The 18,419-nt window shown below is 68.3% G+C and carries 14 protein-coding genes; 12 read left to right on the top strand and 2 right to left on the bottom strand.

The window, feature by feature from the left end; translation table 11 throughout:
• The first annotated feature begins 36 nt into the window (after window positions 1-36).
• Together ybeY and era are read left to right on the top strand one after the other, a co-directional pair.
• Complete coding sequence (gene ybeY / locus DSM112329_RS16195; protein WP_354697590.1) at window positions 37-423, top strand: rRNA maturation RNase YbeY; 387 nt, start codon at window positions 37-39, stop codon at window positions 421-423.
• The gene (gene era, locus DSM112329_RS16190; RefSeq protein WP_354697589.1) at window positions 420-1,340 is read left to right on the top strand and encodes a GTPase Era; all 921 of its coding nucleotides are present in this window, start codon (window positions 420-422) and stop codon (window positions 1,338-1,340) included. The genes ybeY and era overlap by 4 nt, the downstream gene beginning before the upstream one ends.
• Window positions 1,341-1,877: 537 nt before the next feature.
• Here era and DSM112329_RS16185 read toward each other — a convergent pair.
• Entirely contained in the window at window positions 1,878-2,813 is a 936-nt protein-coding gene (locus DSM112329_RS16185) for an ArsA-related P-loop ATPase (RefSeq protein WP_354697588.1), read from the bottom strand.
• Between the two features lie 38 nt (window positions 2,814-2,851).
• Here DSM112329_RS16185 and DSM112329_RS16180 point away from each other — a divergent pair, with 38 nt between their 5' ends.
• The 4 genes from DSM112329_RS16180 to trpE all read left to right on the top strand — a co-directional run bounded on the left by DSM112329_RS16180 (window position 2,852) and on the right by trpE (window position 8,099).
• Window positions 2,852-3,709 carry a phytoene/squalene synthase family protein gene (locus tag DSM112329_RS16180; RefSeq protein WP_354697587.1) on the top strand — a complete coding sequence of 286 codons (858 nt, stop codon included), beginning with the start codon at window positions 2,852-2,854 and terminating at the stop codon, window positions 3,707-3,709.
• A gap of 78 nt (window positions 3,710-3,787) precedes the next feature.
• Entirely contained in the window at window positions 3,788-5,959 is a 2,172-nt protein-coding gene (locus DSM112329_RS16175) for an EAL domain-containing protein (RefSeq protein WP_354697586.1), read from the top strand.
• A 60-nt stretch (window positions 5,960-6,019) separates the two neighbouring features.
• Complete coding sequence (gene hisIE, locus DSM112329_RS16170; RefSeq protein WP_354697585.1) at window positions 6,020-6,616, top strand: bifunctional phosphoribosyl-AMP cyclohydrolase/phosphoribosyl-ATP diphosphatase HisIE; 597 nt, start codon at window positions 6,020-6,022, stop codon at window positions 6,614-6,616.
• Window positions 6,600-8,099, top strand: a complete 1,500-nt coding sequence (trpE, locus tag DSM112329_RS16165; protein ID WP_354697584.1) for an anthranilate synthase component I — start codon at window positions 6,600-6,602, stop codon at window positions 8,097-8,099. The genes hisIE and trpE overlap by 17 nt, the downstream gene beginning before the upstream one ends.
• 21 nt (window positions 8,100-8,120) lie before the next feature.
• On the opposite strand, the gene DSM112329_RS16160 is transcribed toward trpE, so the two are convergent.
• Complete coding sequence (locus DSM112329_RS16160; protein ID WP_354697583.1) at window positions 8,121-8,696, bottom strand: calcium-binding protein; 576 nt, start codon at window positions 8,694-8,696, stop codon at window positions 8,121-8,123.
• A gap of 285 nt (window positions 8,697-8,981) precedes the next feature.
• Between DSM112329_RS16160 and DSM112329_RS16155 the strand changes: the two genes are divergently transcribed.
• The 6 genes from DSM112329_RS16155 to DSM112329_RS16130 all read left to right on the top strand — a co-directional run bounded on the left by DSM112329_RS16155 (window position 8,982) and on the right by DSM112329_RS16130 (window position 18,415).
• Entirely contained in the window at window positions 8,982-9,893 is a 912-nt protein-coding gene (locus tag DSM112329_RS16155) for a nucleotidyltransferase (protein ID WP_354697582.1), read from the top strand.
• Window positions 9,894-10,505, top strand: a complete 612-nt coding sequence (locus tag DSM112329_RS16150; RefSeq protein ID WP_354697581.1) for a hypothetical protein — start codon at window positions 9,894-9,896, stop codon at window positions 10,503-10,505. It begins immediately after the preceding gene.
• 127 nt (window positions 10,506-10,632) lie between these two features.
• Window positions 10,633-13,323 (top strand): class I SAM-dependent DNA methyltransferase, encoded by a 2,691-nt coding sequence (locus DSM112329_RS16145; RefSeq protein ID WP_354697580.1) that lies wholly within the window; start codon window positions 10,633-10,635, stop codon window positions 13,321-13,323.
• Complete coding sequence (locus DSM112329_RS16140; protein ID WP_354697579.1) at window positions 13,313-14,482, top strand: restriction endonuclease subunit S; 1,170 nt, start codon at window positions 13,313-13,315, stop codon at window positions 14,480-14,482. The genes DSM112329_RS16145 and DSM112329_RS16140 overlap by 11 nt, the downstream gene beginning before the upstream one ends.
• Window positions 14,479-17,739 carry an HsdR family type I site-specific deoxyribonuclease gene (locus DSM112329_RS16135; RefSeq protein ID WP_354697578.1) on the top strand — a complete coding sequence of 1,087 codons (3,261 nt, stop codon included), beginning with the start codon at window positions 14,479-14,481 and terminating at the stop codon, window positions 17,737-17,739. Before DSM112329_RS16140 ends, DSM112329_RS16135 begins: the two co-directional genes overlap by 4 nt.
• Before the next feature lie 4 nt (window positions 17,740-17,743).
• The gene (locus DSM112329_RS16130; protein ID WP_354697577.1) at window positions 17,744-18,415 is read left to right on the top strand and encodes a SprT family zinc-dependent metalloprotease; all 672 of its coding nucleotides are present in this window, start codon (window positions 17,744-17,746) and stop codon (window positions 18,413-18,415) included.
• The last annotated feature ends 4 nt before the right edge of the window (window positions 18,416-18,419 follow it).

Genomic DNA, 18,419 nt, shown 5'->3' with positions numbered 1-18,419 from the left:
GGCAGCCGATCGGAGGCTGTCAGGATGGAGGCACGCATGATCGAGGTCGAAGTCATCCATCCGCAGCTCGCGCCCGGCGTCCCGCCCGAGGCAGAGGTCCAGCGTCTCGTCGGCCTGGCCCTCGCGTCCGCCGGGGTCGACGACGGGCACCTGGCCGTCGAGTTCGTGGTCGCCGAGCGCATCGCGGAGCTGAACGCGCAGTACCGCGGCAAGGAGGGCCCGACCGACGTGCTGTCGTTCGGCATCGACGAGGACGGCGACACCTTCGGGCCACGCGAGCTCGGCGACATCGTCATCTGCCCGGCCCACACCGAGGATCTCCGCGAGGCGATCGTCCACGGCGCGCTGCACCTGACCGGCATGGACCACGAGACCGACGACGGCGAGATGCTCGCGCTCCAGGCCGAGATCCTCTCGTGGTGAAGCACGACGCAGCGCTGATCCCGGGCTCCCCGGTCGCAACACGGGCCGGCTTCGTCGCCCTCGCCGGCCGGCCGAACGTCGGGAAGTCGACGCTGATCAACTCCATCGTCGGCCACAAGATCGCGATCGTCTCCGACAAGCCGCAGACCACCCGCCGCGCGATCCGCGGGGTGGCCACGAGCACCGACACCCAGCTGATCCTCGTCGACCTGCCCGGCGTCCAGCGTCCCCGGGACGCTCTCACGACCCGGATGCAGCGCCGCGTGGAGTCCGAGCTGCGCGACTCCGACGCCGCGCTCATGATCGTCAACGCGGAAGAGGGCATCGGCCCCGGCGATCGCTTCATCGCCGGCGCGCTGGCCCGTGCCAAGGTCCCCGTCGTCGTCGCGGTCAACAAGGTCGACCGCCTCGACAAGGCCGGCACGCTGACCGCCCTGATGGCCGCGTCGGGCCTCGAGGTCGGGGACGACATCTTCCCGATCAGCGCCAAGACCGGCAGCGGCGTCGTCGCGCTCACCGAGCACCTGCGCGGCCTGGTCCCGCTCAGCCCGTTCTTCTTCCCGATCGCCGACAACTCCGACCAGTCCGAGAACGTCCTCCTGGCCGAGCTCGTCCGCGAGCAGGTCCTGCGCCGCACCTTCCAGGAGGTGCCGCACTCGGTCGAGGTCATGATCGACGACGTCGAGGCCGTCCACGACGACCTCACTCGCATCCGCGCCCTCGTCTGGGTGGAGACCGAGTCCCAGAAGGGCATCCTGATCGGGTCCCAGGGCAAGATGATCAAGGCGATCGGCACCGCGGCCCGCAAGGAGCTGCAGCGCGAGGTCGGCACGCAGGTGCACCTGGACCTCAGCGTCCGCGTCCGGCGCGGCTGGAGGGGCGACGACCGCCTCCTGGACCGCCTGGGCATCGACTGACGCCTCCGAGGACCGCGCCGCCGACAGCTTCTGCCCACCATGGAGTGCAAGACCTGTCAGCGGGCGGCCCGCCCGACACCCGGCCGCCGTCCGTGCGAGCTGCGGTTCCGCGGGCGGTCCCTGGCGGCAGCGAGCGGGAGCAAGGCGCGTGCGGACGTCCGGGAGCTACGCAGTCCGGACGTGCCCCGGACGCGCGGAAGGTTTGGGGGGTATGCCCCGCCGAATCCTCCGAGGGGAGGCTGCCGCCCGGCCGTCCCCCGCACCCGCGGAAGGTTTGGGGGGTATGCCCCGCCGAATTCTCCGCGGACCCCCGCGACCGCCACTCGTCCCGTCCGGCCAGCCGCCCGCTCCACGCCCCGTACCCGAGACCCCGCAGCCTCCCGGCGCTCACCGCCGTCTGCAGCCCGCAGTTCGCAAAGCCGCCACGACCAGGACGGTCCTCGGCGTCAGCGCCACCGACCTCCCGACCACCAGGCCCGCGGCGTCAGCTCCACCGACCACAACAGCCCTTTCAGCGCAGGGCGGGAACGAGGCTCGTCAGAGCTTCGCGAGCTTGCCCGCCAGCTGCTCGGACAGCTCCGTGATCTGCGGCGGGCCCAGCGACGGCGCCGTCAGGTGCCCCAGCGCGAGCACCGGCACCGTCGCCCCGTCCCGCAGCCGTCGCAGCTGCCGCTGCTGGACCGCGGTGCGCGCCGCCTCGCGGGCCGCGGCCCCGGCGATCCGCCCCTCGACCGCCCCGCCGTCGGCCAGCGCCCCGGCGTCCGCCGCCGTCCAGCGCTTGGTGAAGACGTCGTTGGCGACGATCAGATCCAGGCCGCGGCCGAGCGCGGCGACGGTCCTGCCCTCGAGCTCCAGGGTTTCGGAGACCGGGAGCTCGCCGGGCAGGGTGACCGCGACGATCGCCGCCTGCCCCGGGTCGGCGAGCGACTTGGTCACCTGGCCGGCCTGCGATGCGATCGGCCCGATCCGCGCGATGTCGAGGAACGTCTTGGGGGCGCGCATCATGCCGAGGGCGTGCCCGCTGGCCGGCAGGTCCGCGATCACCACGTCGTACCGCTGCGAGCGCTTGTCCCAGCGCTTGACCTGCGCCATCTCCCATACCCGGGTCATCGTCACGAGCTCGCGCGCGCCGGGCGCAGCGGCCACGAAGTACGAGAACAGGTTGGACCGCGTGAGGATGTTGACGAGCGGCCGTGAGCCGAGTTGATTTGCGAGCCAGGCCTTCAGGGCATCATCTGGATCGATGGTCACCGTCCACAGCCCCGGCTCGAGCTCGCGCTCCTCGCCGACCGCGCCCGTCCCGGCGTCCGCACCGCCCAGCAGCGTGGCCATCCGGGCCTGCGAGGAGACCTCGCATACCATCGTCCGGTGGCCGGCGGCGACCGCGGCGCGGCCGAGCGCCGCAGCGACCGTGGACTTGCCCACCCCGCCCTTGCCGGTGACCAGAATCAGAGATTTGTCGAGAAGTCGCATCATCCGTACCGTCGCGGGAATACGTAGTCACTCACGAGGTGGATGACCTGAAGGACACCGACCCGGCGACTGTTGCCGCCTACCGCCGTTGTCGCCGCCTCCAGCGGCGGCATGATCCCACGTTCTTCGTCGCGACAGCGCGGCTCCCTCGTCGACGGCAGCCTGCGGTGCACGCGCTGTACGGGTTCCTGCGCGGGGCGGACGAGATCGTCGACGGCCGGCACAGGGCCGCCCACCCCGATCAGCGCCGCGCCGAGCTCGACGGCTGGCAGCGCGCGCTCGAGCACGGGCTGACCGGCGACCGGCCCCCGCATCCGGTCCTCGCCGCGCTCGTCCATGCCGGCCCGCGGCACGCGCTGCCGCTGCACCTGCTCGGCCGGTACATGGAGTCGATGCGGGTCGACTGCGACGACCACGTGCGGATCGGCGACGCCGCCGCGCTCGACCGCTACATGGACGGCAGCGCCGCGACGGTCGGGCGCCTGATGGCGCCGCTGCTCGACGCCGGCCCCGACGCCGTCGAGCCACTGGCCCAGCTCGGCGTGGCCTTCCAGCTCACGAACTTCATCCGCGACGTCCGCGAGGACTGGCTGCTGGACCGCGTCTACCTGCCCGGGCTCGACGAGGAGACGCTGCGCCTCGCGGTCGCCACGCCGTCGCTGCGGGAGCGCGTCGCCACCGAGGTGCACCGCGCCCGCTCGCTGTTCGCCCAGGCAGCGGCGATCGAGGCCGAGGTCCCCCGCCGCGTCCGTCCCGGCATCCGGGTCGCCTGCAGCGTCTACGGACGCGTCCTGGACCGCGTCGAGGCGATCGACTTCGACGTCATCGGGCACCGGGCGACGCCGCGCCCACTGTGCCTGGCGCGCGCCGCGCTCGCCGGTGCCCGGCCGGCCTGAACCACTCGATAGGCCGGGAACGCGGGATCCGCCTGGCTACAGCGCGGACCATCCAGTGCCGATAACCCCGCAAGGTCCGTGCTTCCCACCGGCGCGGCCGCGGCCACCCGCCGGCTCCGCATGCACCAGATCCCACCGCCCAGCGCCGCTCCCGACCGCGCCCTGCCGTTCCCCGAGCCGGGTCCGGGCGCGCTCTGGCGCGGCCTGGTCGAGCAGATCCCGGCCGTCACCTACGTCGCGGAGTTCGACGCCGGCGCGACCCTCAAGTACGTCTCGCCCCAGATCGAGGAGCTGCTCGGCTACACGCCGGATGCGTTCCTCCGCGACCCGGCGCTCTGGTACGCCTGCGTGCACCCGGACGACCTGGACCGCGTGCGCCGCGAGGAGCTCAGGACGTTCGAGTCCCGCACGCCGTTCGACTGCGAGTTCCGGATGGTCCACCGCGACGGCCACGAGGTGATCGTCTGGGAGCGCGACGCGATCATCACCGACGCGGACGGCGCTCCGACGCACACGCAGGGCGTGCTGATGGACGTCACCCCGATGCATCTGATCCGCGACGAGCTCGACGCCGAACGCGAGAGCGCACGCCGCTACCTCGAGGTCGCCGGGGCCGCGATCGTCGTGCTGGACCGAGCGGGCCGGGTCGAGCTGCTCAACCGCTCCGGCTACAAGCTCGCCGGCCATCCCGAGGGGACGCTGCAGGGACGGGACTTCCTCGGGACCGTGCTCGACGGCGACGACCTTGCCGAGGCCCGCACGGTCTTCGCCGCCGCGATGGACACCGGGCACATGCCGCCGTCGACCGAGTGGCGGCTGGTGCGGACGGACGGTGCCCGGACCGTCGCCTGGACCCACCGCGTCATGCGCGACGAACACGGCGAGGTCATCGGGACGGTCTCCTCGGGCACCGACGTGACCGAGCGCCGGGCCGCGGCCGCGCAGATCGCGCACCTGGCGAACCACGACCCCGTCACCGACCTGCCGAACCGCCGGCTGTTCGGCGAGCACCTCGAGCTGGCGCTCGCCCGTGCCGCGCGGGCCGGCCACGCCGTCGGCCTCCTCTACCTGGACCTGGACGACTTCAAGCTCGTCAACGACTCGCTCGGTCACAGCGCCGGCGACCGCCTGCTGGTCGAGGTCGCGCAGCGCCTGCGGGCGCGGGTCCGCGACGCCGACGTCCTCGCGCGCCACGGCGGCGACGAGTTCCTCGTCCTGCTCGGTGACCTGGACCCGGCGACGGCCGCCGAGGACGCGAAGGCCGCCGGCCGCGGGGTGCTGGACGCCCTCGCGGTCCCGTTCGTCCTCGCCGGGATGGAGGTCCACGTCACCGGCAGCGTGGGCATCAGCCTGCTGCCGGCCGACGCGTTCGACGCCGAGAGCCTGCTGCGCCACGCCGACGCCGCCATGTACCAGGCCAAGCGGGAAGGGCACGACCAGGTCCGCCTCTTCGACGCGGACCGCGGCGAGCCGCGCCAGCGCCTCTCGCTGACCAGCCGCCTGCGCCACGCCATCGCCGAGGAGCAGCTCGTCCTGCACTGGCAGCCGATCGTCGACCCGGCGACCCGCCGGCTCGAGGCGCTGGAGGCGCTCGTCCGCTGGCAGGATCCCGTTCGCGGCCTCGTCATGCCGGACGCGTTCGTGGCCCTCGCCGAGCAGGCCGGCATCATCGACCGCCTGGGCGAGCTGGTCCTCGACCTCGTGGTCAGGCAACGGGTCCGCTGGCGCCAGGACGACGGGTTCGAGCCCACGGTCCACGTGAACCTGTCCCCGCGGGAGCTGCGCAACCCGCGCTTCGCCGACCGCGTCGCGACGCGCCTCGCCGACCATCACATCGACCCGGCGACCGTCGTCATGGAGATCACCGAGTCCACGGCGATGCAGGACCCCGGGCAGGTCCGCCCGCTGCTGCGCGACCTGCACGACACGGGCGTGCGGATCGCGATCGACGACTTCGGCGCCGGGCACTCCTCGCTGTCACGGCTGGTCGGCCTCCCGGTCGACATGCTCAAGATCGACCGCTCGTTCCTCGCCCGCGTGCCGGCCGACCCGGCCTCGGCCGCCGTCCTGAGCGCCGTCGTCGCGCTCGCCGGCGCGCTGAACCTGCAGGCTGTCGCGGAAGGCGTGGAGACCGAGAGCCAGCGCGAGCAGCTCGTCGGCCTCGGCTGCCCGCTTGCGCAGGGCTTCCTGCTCGGCCGTCCCGGCCCGGCGCACACGGTCCGCGGGCAGCTGCAGCGTGCAGCCGCCTGAGCAGGGAGACCCGCCCGCCCGCCCGTCCGCCGCGGGCCGCCGGACGTAGACTGCCCCGCAATGAAGATCGCGTTCGACGAGCAGGGGCTGGCCCCGTGCGTCATCCAGGACTGGAACACGGGGGAGGTCCTGACGCTCGCCTACACCAACGCCGAGGCGGTCGCGAAGACGCTCGAGACGGGCGAGCTGCACCTCTGGAGCCGCTCGCGGAACGAGCTCTGGCACAAGGGCGCGACGTCGGGGAACACCCAGAAGGTCAAGGCGCTGCGGGTCGACTGCGACGGCGACGCCCTGCTGGCGCTCGTCGAGCCCGCCGGCCCGGCCTGCCACACGGGCGAGCGGACGTGCTTCTTCACCGGTGACCTGACGCCGCCCGCCCCGCACGAGGTCCTGCCCGCGCTCGAGCGGACGCTCGCCGCCCGCAAGGCCGAGCGGCCCGAGGGCTCCTACACGGTGCAGCTACTCGACGACCCCGCCCTCGTCGGGGAGAAGGTCCGGGAGGAGGCCGAGGAGGTCACCCGCGCCGCCCGTGAGGAGACCGACGACCGCGTGGACAACGAGGCGGCGGACGTCATCTACCACCTGCTGGTGCTGCTGCACGGCCGCGGCCGGACGCTCGCCGACGTGGAGGCGGTGCTCGATGAGCGCAGCCGCTAGTCCGCCGCCCCCGCCGCCCGCCGTCACGCCGTCGGTCGACGAGGTCCGCGCCCTCGCCGCCGACTACAACATGGTGCCGCTGCGGCACTCGTTCATCGATGACTGCGAGACGCCGGTCAGCGCCTTCCTGAAGCTGCGCGCCGCCGAGGAGTCGGGGACGCCCGCGTTTCTCCTGGAGAGCGCCGAGCAGGGCCAGAAGGTCGGGCGCTACTCGTTCATCGGGGTGCGGCCGAAAGCGGTCGTCCGCTGGTCGCTGGGGGACGGCGGCGACCCCTACGCGCTCGCGGCCGAGGAGGTCGCCCGGTTCCGCCAGGCCCCCCTCGACGACCTGCCGCCGTTCTCCGGCGGCGCTGTCGGGTTCTTCGGCTACGACCTCGTCCGCACGGTGGAGACGACGCTCGGCGCCCCGAACCCGGACGCCGTCGGCCTGCCCGACATGGCGCTGATGCTCTCCGACGTGCTGGTGATCTTCGACCACCTCAAGCACACGGTCACGATCCTCGTGAACGTCTACGCTGAGCAGCCGGGGGACGTGGATGCCGCCTACGCCGACGCGCTCGCCACGGTCGAGCGCACGCGCGCGGTCCTCGCCGGGCCCGTCCCGGTCCCGCCGGCGCACGCCCCGGACCGCGCCGCGCCGCAGTTCACCTCCAACATGGACCGCGCGCAGTTCGAGGCCAACGTCTCGAAGATCATCGAGTACATCTACGCCGGCGACGCGTTCCAGGTCGTCCCGTCGCAGCGCTGGAGCGCGGCGCTGACGGACATCGACCCGTTCAGCATCTACCGCGGACTGCGGGTCGTGAACCCGTCGCCCTACATGTACTTCCTCGACTTCCTGGACTTCCAGGTCGCCGGCGCCTCACCGGAGCCGCTGCTGACCGTCTCCGGCCGGACCGTCTCTACCCGGCCCATCGCCGGCACCCGCCCGCGCGGCACCACGCCGGCGGAGGACACCGAGATCGCCGCAGGCCTGCTCGCCGACGAGAAGGAGCGCGCCGAGCACGTGATGCTCGTCGACCTCGGCCGCAACGACCTCGGCCGCGTCTGCGAGTACGGCACGGTCGCGGTCGACCAGCTGATGGGCGTCGAGATGTACTCGACGGTCATGCACATCGTCTCCAACGTCTCCGGGCAGCTGCGCCCCGACGTCAGCGCGATGGACGCCCTGCGCTCGGTCCTGCCGGCGGGGACGCTGTCCGGCGCGCCCAAGGTCCGCGCGATGCAGATCATCGACGAGGTCGAGCCGATCAAGCGCGGGGGCTACGGCGGCGCGATCGGCTACCTGGCCTACAGCGGCGACCTCGACACCTGCATCCACATCCGCACCGTCGTGATGAAGGACGGCCAGGCGCACATCCAGGCGGGTGGCGGCACGGTCGCGGACGCCCGCCCGGACTACGAGTACGAGGAGTCCGTCAACAAGGCGAAGTCCGTCCGCCAGGCGATTGAGCTCGCCGCCCGCCAGCCCGGCTGGAGCTGACGGGCGCGGCGAGGACAGCGGTTACGGCAGGGTCTTGAGGCCCTGGCCGGTCGCGGACTCGCTGCGGTACTCGTACTTCTCGCAGTTCGAGAACTTCCAGTTCTTGCGGCGCGACTTGGGCAGGTGCACGATGTCGCGCCCGGGGCCGCAGTTGACGGTGCCACGCCCGTAGCGGGCCTTGATCGCGTCGTTGCCGGGGCCGCCCGTCATCGTGTTCCGGCCTGCCGCCGAGTAGAGGAAGTCGTTGCCGTTGCCGCCGCTGAGGACGTCCACCTGGCCCTTCGGCTGGTTCGTGCCGATGTGGTCCGCCCAGAGCACGTCGTCGCCGTCGCCACCGAGCAGGGTGTCCGAGCCGTGCCAGCCGAGCAGCTCGTCGTTGTGCGTGCCCGCCTTGCCGCGCAGCGTGTTCGTGCCGCGCTCGGGCGTCTTCTGCACGTCGTCCAGGGTCATCTTCGGCCAGAACTCGTGCCCGGCGCACTTGGCGGCGCCTCCGCACGAGGTGCCGATGATGTGGTCGGCCTGGGACACGCCGGCGACGCTGACGGCGAGGAGGAACGGCACGAGCGCAAGCACGGGCCGGCGGAGAAGGTGGCGCATCCGACAATCGTAAGCGCGCGCGGGGCAGCCCACAACGTCGAACCTCGACTCATGCGCGAGAATGGTCCGCGTGACCGAGGTCAGCCCAGCACCCGCGGACGTCCGCGCGCCGCAGCAGCGCGTGCTCGTCGTGGAGCGTTTGACGAACTCGTAGCGCCCGCTACGACGGGGGTTATTCGCGGGGTGCCGAGCGAACTGCACACCTGCCCCCACGGAAACTGCACACGACGGTGAGTGGTGGCGAGAAGCCTGCGATGCCGCCGGGTCGAGACGTACCCTGGACACGTGGCACGTGATTGGGAAAGCACCTTCTCAGGATGGACAGGCAGGGCGAGCGACTCAGAGCAGACGCGCTACGAGAACACGCGCAATGCCATCCGGGAAGCGCTCCGCGCATCTTGGCTCGACAAGTACTCGTTCTCGGTCTACGCGAAGGGCTCCTATCCCAACTTCACCAACGTGGTCCGAGACAGCGACGTCGACATCGCGGTAGAGCTGTCGACGTTCAGCGGCAATACCTTCACCCACAGCGCCGAGGGCTTGACGATCCAGGATCTCGGGCTCATCCCGTACACCGGCGACGCGACGCTCTCCGAGTTCAAGAATGACGTCGAGCTTGCGCTCATCAGTCATTTCGGCGCCGGACCGGTCGATCGCGGTAACAAGGCGATCCACATCCGGGAGACCACGCGAGGCTTGAAGGCCGACGTGGTCCCGTGCGTCGAGCACAAGATCTGGACGAGCAGGACGCACAAGAACGTCGGTATCCGCCTGCTTGACGACTCGAACCCGAGCAAACAGATCGTCAACTATCCGAAACAGCACCTCGACGAAGGCGTACGCAAGAACGACCGCTGTTCGAGGCGCTACAAGCGTGTCGTCCGCATCTTGAAGCACTTGGAGAACGAGATGGTTGACCGGGGTGAGATCGGAGAGGTCCCGTCCTTTCTCATCGAGTCGGCTGTCTGGAACGTCCCGGACAACAAACTCACTGATCCGGTTACCTGGACGGGACGCACGCAGGGCGCGCTGGCACACATCTTCAACGAGACCCGGAGCGATGCTTGTGTCACGTCGGACGACTGGCTCGAAGCGAACGGGATCAAGTACCTCTTCCATGCGCAGCAGCCCTGGACCTGGCGGGACCTCCATGCCTTCGCTGACGCCGCGTGGAACTACGTGGGGTTCGACGGGTAGATGCCGACCTCGACGTGGACGCGCGCCGTGCTCGTGCTCGGAGCACTGCTCTGGTTCGGTGCGCTTTGGGTCCTCGGGGAGACCTTCAACGCGACGTGGTTGAAACCGGCAGGCGGCGTCCTAGCGGCTGTCGTCGGGCTCCTATGGCTCTTCGACCGCTTCGTATGGCGTCGGGTGCCAGCAAAGGTGCGCCAGCGCCCTGACGTGCGCGGGACCTGGGCGACGGACCTTCACTACACGGACCGCGACAGCCAGGCCAAGGTCAAGCGCTGCTACCTGGTGGTCCGCCAGACTTTCGCAAAGGTCAGTGTTCGCATGTACTTCGACATCTCTTCCTCTGATAGCGAGCGCGCCGCGATATTGAGTGAGGACGACACTTACCGTCTGGCCTGGGACTATCGAAGCGCCGCCACGGAGTACGACCACGAGAACCCAAGCCACCGGGGGAAGGCTGAGATGAAGATCGCCACAGTCCCCGCTCTTGAACTGGATGGGACGTACTGGACGGAGCGCAAGACCACCGGTCGGCTCGTAACGGTCGGCTGGTCGAAAGAGCTGTTCGACAGCTTTTCGGCGGCCGACGCCGCCGAATACGGGCCGAAGGCGAAGTAGGCGTTCGATCGCCCGGGGACGTCAGAACTCCGGTCCCTCGCGCGACACCCTGAGCACATAGGCTGGCGCCCTCTCAACTGAGACCAGAAATCAGCGTCGAACGCCGCGCGTGAGGCACATTCGGCGCGTGGCCCAAGGCAAGAACATCGTGATCCTCACCCTCCCGAAGCTGGAACGGCACCTTTTTGCCGCTGCCGACATCCTGCGCGGCTCGATGGATGCCTCCGAGTTCAAGGAGTACATCTTCGGGATGCTGTTCATGAAGCGCGCATCGGACGTCTTCGACCAGCAGCGTCAGCGCATCATCGACCAGCAGACGGGCCTCGGTCGCAGTGACGCCGACGCTGCGCTCCGCGCCGACAGCCCCGCGATGTACACCGATGGCGCCTTCTTCGTCCCTGAGCGCGCGCGATGGGAATACCTCGTCGGCCGCGCGCAGCTCTCCGACGACACCGGTGAGGGCAAGACGATGGGCGAACGTCTGAACATCGCGCTGGGCGCGCTAGAAGAGAGCAACCAGGCGGCGCTCGAAGGAGTGCTCGCGCACATTGACTTCACGCGCAAGGTCGGCCAGACCACGCTGTCGGACCAGAAGCTCACAGACCTCGTCCGGCACTTCGACCGGTACCGGTTGCTCGACGAGGACTTCGAGTTCCCCGACCTTCTTGGCGCCGCTTACGAGTACCTCGTCAAAGACTTCGCTGACTCGGCAGGCAAGAAGGGCGGTGAGTTCTACACACCGCGCGACGTCGTCAATCTGCTCGTGCAGATCCTCGACCCGACTGAGGGCATGCGCATCTACGACCCGTGCTGTGGCTCAGGCGGCATGCTGATCGAGAGCCGTCGCTGGGTCGAGGAGCAAGGTGGCGACGCAGCCAACCTCCGCTTGTACGGCCAGGAGGAGAACGGCGGCACCTGGGCGATTAGCCGCATGAACATGATCCTCCACGGGATCGCGGACGCCTCGATCGAGAACGGCGACACGATCGGCGAGCCCAAGCACCTCGACGACCAGGGGGAGCTGCTCACGTACGACCGGGTTATCACCAACCCGCCGTTCTCGCAGAAGTACGCCGCTAACCATCCGTTCCCCGAACGGTTCGCGTTCGGCCAGACGCCGCCGGACAGCAAGAAGGCCGACTTCATGTTCGCCCAGCACATGCTCTCGGTGCTTCGGCCGCACGGCATGGTCGCCACGGTCATGCCGCAGGGCGTCCTCTTCCGTGGTGGCGCCGAGGGCGCGATCCGTAAGGAGATGCTCGCCGAGGACAAGGACGTCTTCGAGGCCGTCATCAGCGTCGGCCCCAACCTCTTCTACGGCACCGGCATCCCGGCCTGCATCCTCGTGCTTCGTCGAGCGGGCGAGAAGCCTGCCGAACGCAAGGGCAAGGTCCTGTTCATCAATGCCGAGCGCGAGTTCGAGGCTGGCCGGGCGCAGAATTACCTGCGTCCCGACCACGTCGCCAAGATCGCCACGACGTTCCGCGAGTTCAAGGACGTCGAGCGGTTTGCGCGGGTTGCCGATCTCGCTGACATCGTGGCCAACGACTGCAACCTCAACGTCCGGCAGTACATCGACAGCGCGCCCGAACCGGCACGGCTCGACGTGCGCGGTCTGTTGCACGGCGGCGTTCCAGTCGCTGACATCAACGCGCTCGCGCCGGATGCGGCACGCATCGGGCTTGAACTCGACACCCTGTTCGTGCGCGACGGCAGCGAGCGCGCCCAGTTCGTCGAGAACCTCGCCGCACGACCTGATCTTCGGCCTGCAATCGAGACGAACGACGGCGTGATCGCGCGCAAGCAAGAGTTGCGCGACGCGGTAGACGCTTGGTGGGGCCATCAGCACGAGGGCGTCCTCGGTGTCGATGGGCGCGCGGGACTAGTCGAGATGCGCAAGACGTTGTTGACCTCCCTGTTCGACCACCTCGCACCGCTCGGCAGCCTCGATCGCTTTGACATCGCCGGGGCGCTAGCGAGCTGGCATAAGGAGCTTCGTTACGACTTGGTCACGCTCGCGGAGCGTGACCCTGCCGGATTGCTCGAAAGTTGGGTCACGAGCGCGCTCGATGTACTCGCCGACGACAAGGCGATGAAGGCTGTCGATCTCAGCTCTGATGCCGACTTCACCGCGCGGCTGCTTCGAGCACTGATCGGCGACCACCTCGACTCACTGACCGAGCTTTCTGAGCAGGCGACGACGTTGAAGGCGCAGATCAAGGAGTTCGAGGAGCGCGACGACGACGGCGAAGCCGAGGAGGACGGACCGCACTACGCCAAACGCCTCGAAGTTGAAGTGAAGAACCTCAAGGACCAAATCAAGCCGCTCGCCGCCGAGCAGAAGATGCTCAACGGCTCGGCGAAGGTCTCCGGCTCGATCAAGTCCGAAGCCGACGCCGGAGCGGCCACAGACGCGCTCGTCGCGCGAGAAGCCGCCCTGACTCAGCTCATCGAGCCACTCGCCGCAGCCAAGGACCATGTCGACACCACACTCGCGCCGTACAAGGCAGACAAGAAGGCACTGACTGAGGCGAACAAGGTGCTCAAGGAAGCACGCACGGGGCTGTCCGACGAGTTTGCCAAGGCGCACGCGTCCCTTGCCGCCGACGAGATCAACGAAGTCGTGTTGTCGCTACTGCTGGCGCCGCTTGCGGCCGAGGTCGATGAGCGGCTCGTGCGGCATGTGGAGCCGCAGATCGAGGCAATCGAAACCCTGTGGGACCGCTACCGCGACGGGCTGCGAGCAATGGAGCAGCACGAAGCTGACGCGCGCGCAGAGCTGGACTCTCTACTCGAGGGCCTCGGCTATGACGCCTGAGGGCTGGCAGAAGACCACACTGGGCGCGCTATGTGCCGCTGGTGGGGGCGAGATCCAGACGGGTCCGTTCGGAAGCCAGCTGCACGCACGTGACTACGTCCGTCACGGCGTGCCCGTCGTGATGCCCCAGGACATCGTCGACGGCCTGATCGACACCTCCGCGATCGCGCAGGTGCGCGAGCGAGACGCAGCTCGGCTCGCCAAGCACCGCTTGCGCGCCAATGACGTCGTGTATAGCCGCCGAGGCGACGTGCGCAAGTGCGCGCTCGTCACCCCTGAACAGGAGGGCTGGCTTTGCGGTACCGGATGTCTGCGCGTTCGTGTTGGCGACGCCGCATACGGCCCGTTCATCGGTGCGTACTTGACCAGTCGAGCCACGCAGGACTGGGTTGAAAACAACGCAGTTGGGCTCACAATGCTCAATCTCAACACAGGCATTCTGAGCCGCGTGCCGGTTGCGCTTCCGCCCGAGCACGAGCAGCGGGCCGTCGTCGAGGTGCTGAATGCCTACGGCTCCCTAGCCGCCGTCCGAACCACAACCCGACAGCGGCTCATCGAGCTGCGCCGTGCACTCCTCAGCGAGCTGGCGCGAACCGACGGCGATGGCACTCTGACCCTGGCCGACCTGGCCGAAGTAGAGCTACGCCAAGTGGCTCCATCCCGGACGAGTGGCTCGACGAGGTACGTCGGAATGGAGCATCTGGCTGGTGAGACGCGCGGCCTGATTGGGCACGGGCGCTCGTCGGAAGTAGCTTCACAGAAGGTGCCGTTCTGCGAAGGCGACGTGTTGTTCGGAAAGCTCCGGCCCTACCTGAGGAAGATCGCGCTTGCGCCATTTGATGGGATTGCGTCGACAGAAATCCTCGTGATCCGACCACGCTCCGGCGTCGATGCTCAGTTCCTCTACTACCGCCTCTGCGCGCCCGACGTACTCTCGTGGATCGAACGGCACTCGGAGGGCACACGAATGCCGCGTGTGTCGGCAACGAACTTGCTCGCGCTGCCAGTGGGCAATCCAGACAGTGCTGCTCTTGCCATCAGCGAGGCCCTCAACCGCGTCGATGACCAGATTGCCGCAGCGCGCGAGTCTTCGACCGGGAACGACCGCGTCGGGTTGGGACTCCGAGATGACCTTCTCGCCGGAGAGGTGCGCGTATGACCTCGCTTGCCAAGATTGAGCAGGACGAGCGCGACAATGTCGAGCTGCCACTAATCGCGCAGCTCGTCACGATGGGCTGGGAGCACACCGAAGGCGACAAGTGGGTCGCTGCGCAGTCCGAGCGTTCGTCGTTCGCGGAGGTCGTGTTGCGTGATCGGCTGCGATCGAAGCTCATCGAGATCAACCGCAACGAGCACGCACAGAAGTGGCTGACACCCGTCCGCGCAGACGAGGCAATTGCCAAGCTCGTCGCGTTTCGAGGCGCGACTGGACTGCTCACCCGGAACCGTGCGCTGACTGAGATGCTGCTCACGGGCGTCCAGATCGCCAAGGACCCGTCGCAAGGCGAGCAGCGCGATCCACGAGTGCACTTCATCGACTTCGATGACTGGGCCGCGAACGACTTCCTCGCCGTCAACCAGTTCCGCGTCAACCGTCCAGGCTCAACGGACTGGTTGTTGCCCGACGTCGTGCTGTTCGTCAACGGCATCCCGATTGTCGTCATCGAGTGCAAGAGCCGCCATCGCAAGGATCCGCTCGTCAAGGCGATCGACCAGCTGCGGCGCTACGCTAATCAGCGAAAGCCCAAGAGCCGCGAGGGCATCGAGAAGCTCTTCGACTTCAACCAGCTCACGATCGCCACCTCAGGCGATCAGGCGCGCCTCGGCACGTTCACTGCCGGTCCACGTCATTACGGCCGCTGGCGTACGACGGAGCCGGGTTCCGAGGCCAATGTGCTCGCCGAACTCGGAACGAGCAAGCTCACTGCCCAGCAGACACTCGTGGCTGGGGTTCTTCGACCCGCGCACCTGCTCGACATCGTCCGCAACTTCGTGATCTTCAACGACGAGGGGGATCGGGTCGCCAAGATCGGCCCGCGCTACCAGCAGTTCCGCGCAGTCAACCGCGCCGTGGAGCGCCTCCAAACCGGCAAGTCCATCTCGGCTGGTGCCAAGCACGACGAGCGCGGCGGCGTCATCTGGCAGACGCAGGGTTCCGGCAAGAGTCTTGCGATGGTTTTCCTCGTCCGGAAGATGCGCAACACCGCAGCGCTACGCGGTCACAAGATCGTGTTCATCACCGACCGCCGCGACCTTGAAGGCCAGCTCTTGGGGACCGCAAGGCTCACCGGCGAGACGCTGTCAGTCGCTCGGCCTCAGACCAGGGCGCCGAAGGGTGGGGTGGAGACGGCGACGCTGACCGACCTGTTGAAGCGGAAGCCACCGGGGCTCATCTTTGCGACGATCCAGAAGTACCGGGGAGCAGACGAAAAGGCGTCGGACAAGGACAGCGCAGACGGCCTGCTCGATGCCGTCCCGGAACCGCTGAACACAAGCGATCAGATCGTCGTGCTCGCTGACGAAGCGCACCGCTCGCACACGAGCGCACTGCACGCGCGTCTGCGCGCGGCGCTTCCGAATGCGGCGCACATCGGCTTCACCGGGACGCCAATCCTCGACGAGGACAAGCGCAAGACGACGGAGATCTTCGGGCCGTTCATCGACCAGTACACGTTGAAGGAGAGCGAGGAGGACGGGGCGACCGTCCCGATCACGTACGAAGGACGCCACGCGGTTGCCGTTGTGGAGGGCGCGACGAGCCTCGACGCCGTGTTCAGCAGTTTCTTCGCACATTTGTCGCAGAAAGAACGCGATGCGGTGGTGAAGCGTTACGCGACAGAAGGCATGGTTTCGGAGGCAACCGAAATCATCCGAGCAAAGGCCCGAGACATGCTCATCCACTACGTAGAGACCGCCATGCCAGACGGCTTCAAGGCGATGGTCGTCGCTTCTAGTCGCATCGCAGCCGTCCGCTACCAGGAGGCGTTCACCGAACTCATCGACGACCTCGTCGTCGCGCTCGACGGCGACGCCGAAGCACTGACCCGGTGGGAGAAGCCTGACGACGGCTTCCTGGATCGAGCGGCGCTCCACCTCGACCGCTTGAAGCAGATCAAGGCTGCGGCCGTCATCAGCGGGGCCGAGAACGATCCGCCAGACGGTGCTCCTGACAGCTTCGTCGAATGGTCTGACCCGACGAAGACCAACGGGCGCATCACGAGCTTCAAGAAGTCGATCGGCGCCGACGGGGGCGACGTCGCCCTCTTGTGCGTGAAGTCGATGCTGCTCACCGGCTTCGATGCTCCGATCGCGCAGGTCATGTACCTCGACCGTGCGATGAAGGGCGCTGAGCTGCTCCAAGCGATCGCCCGCGTCAACAGAAGCGCCGACAACAAGAGCCGAGGGTTTGTCGTCGACTACGTCGGGATCGCCGCGACGCTCGAAGCAGCGCTAGCGCTGTATCGGGGCGAGAAGCCCGTGAAGGGGGCGAGCAACGACTCCGACGACGAGCTGACTCGCTTGGAGAAGCGCCACGCCCGCGCGCTCGCCCTATTTTCCGATCGCAAGCTCGGGCTCGACGACGAAGACGCTTGCGTCGATGCACTCGTCGAGGACGCTGCGTTCCGGGCTGACTTCGCCGACAAGTTCAAGGACTTTGCTCGCAGCCTCGCCGACACGCTGCCGCAGCCGAAGGCGCTCGCGTACCTCGGCGACGCCAAGCGGCTGGGCAAGATCGCCCTGCGCGTGCGCAACCTCACCCGTGACGACGACCTAGCTCTGGTCCTCGCCGATGCGGCGCCGAAGGTCCGCGCGCTCATCGACGAGCACGTCAAGGCGCAGGGCGTCGATCCCACGATCGCCCCGGTAGATCTCACCGATCCAGCATTCGCCAAGGAGGTCGATGAGCGCAAGTCGCCACGGGCGAAGGCACAGGTGATGGAACACGCCATCCGTGACTACCTGACGGTGCTCGAAGACAAGCATCCCGCTCGGGCGATCGCGCTGAGCGAGCGGCTTGAAGAGATCATCGAGAAGCTCGCCGACCGTTGGGACGAGCTGCTCGATGCCCTCGTCGACCTCAAAGACGCAGCGACCACGTCCCCGAGTTCGACCGTTCCGGGCCTGTCGGCGGTGGAGCGCCCGTTCTACGAGCTGATCGTGCTCCGTGCGAGCCTCGACGGCACGGCGATCGACCCGAAGATCATCGAGGCCACGCAGAAGGCCACCGCGTTGATCCGCTCCGAGATCGCGGCGGTCGACTTCTGGCGTAGCGAGACGCTGCGTGATGGTCTTCGCAACAAGCTCGTCCAGCTGCTCGACGGCTACATCGACGACTTCACCACCGTCCAGCAGCTCGGGGATGACATGCGCGATCTCGCGCATCGCCTCCACGAGGAGCTGCTCGGCGATGTCTGAGTCGTTGATCGTCGACGGGCTCACGTTCTCGGTTGCACGCTCTGACCGCCGCAAGACGACGGCGATCGCCATCGAGCGCGATGGAACGCTCGTTCTGCAAGCACCCACCGACCTCGACGACGCCGACCTCGCCGACGCGGCTCGGTCGCGCGTCGAATGGGTCCACCGCAAGCTTGCCGAACGGCTGCTCCGGGCGGACCTTGCCGACAAGGCGTTCGTCGCGGGCGCCAGCTTCCGGTACCTCGGGCGCACGTATCGACTGACGTTCACGGGCGACCTCGACGGGGTGGTCTGCAAAGACGGTCGGCTACACGTTCCGACGCACGATCGCGCCGACGCCGAGAAGATGCTCCGTGATTGGTACTCCTCTCGCGGACGGGCCTGGCTGCCCGCTCGCCTTGGCCCGTGGTGCGATCGCCTCGGCATCGACCCGGTCGAGATCAAGGTGCTCGATCTCGGCTATCGCTGGGCGTCGATGTCGACGAACGACGTCATGAACATCCACTGGCAGGCGATGTCGCTGCCGCCGAAGATGATCGACTACCTCTTCGTTCACGAACTCGCGCATCTCGACCATCCGACGCATGACCGCGCGTTCTGGCGTGCCGTCCTCCGGGTCATGCCGGACGCCGACGACAGGCGCGCGTGGCTTCGACGGAACGCGAGTGGCTGGTAACGAG

This window comes from Paraconexibacter sp. AEG42_29 (assembly GCF_040581415.1).
Taxonomy (GTDB): Bacteria; Actinomycetota; Thermoleophilia; order Solirubrobacterales; family Solirubrobacteraceae; genus Paraconexibacter.
This window is presented reverse-complemented; position numbering and strand designations above follow the sequence as displayed.

Bases quoted from the DNA above. Each gene is read 5' to 3' on its own strand.
- ybeY (WP_354697590.1), top strand. From the start codon at position 37: ATGATCGAGGTCGAAGTCATCCATCCGCAGCTCGCGCCCGGCGTCCCG.
- DSM112329_RS16185 (WP_354697588.1), bottom strand. From the start codon at position 2,813: ATGCGACTTCTCGACAAATCTCTGATTCTGGTCACCGGCAAGGGCGGG.
- hisIE (WP_354697585.1), top strand. From the start codon at position 6,020: ATGAAGATCGCGTTCGACGAGCAGGGGCTGGCCCCGTGCGTCATCCAG.
- trpE (WP_354697584.1), top strand. From the start codon at position 6,600: ATGAGCGCAGCCGCTAGTCCGCCGCCCCCGCCGCCCGCCGTCACGCCG.
- DSM112329_RS16160 (WP_354697583.1), bottom strand. From the start codon at position 8,696: ATGCGCCACCTTCTCCGCCGGCCCGTGCTTGCGCTCGTGCCGTTCCTC.
- DSM112329_RS16150 (WP_354697581.1), top strand. From the start codon at position 9,894: ATGCCGACCTCGACGTGGACGCGCGCCGTGCTCGTGCTCGGAGCACTG.
- DSM112329_RS16140 (WP_354697579.1), top strand. From the start codon at position 13,313: ATGACGCCTGAGGGCTGGCAGAAGACCACACTGGGCGCGCTATGTGCC.
- DSM112329_RS16135 (WP_354697578.1), top strand. From the start codon at position 14,479: ATGACCTCGCTTGCCAAGATTGAGCAGGACGAGCGCGACAATGTCGAG.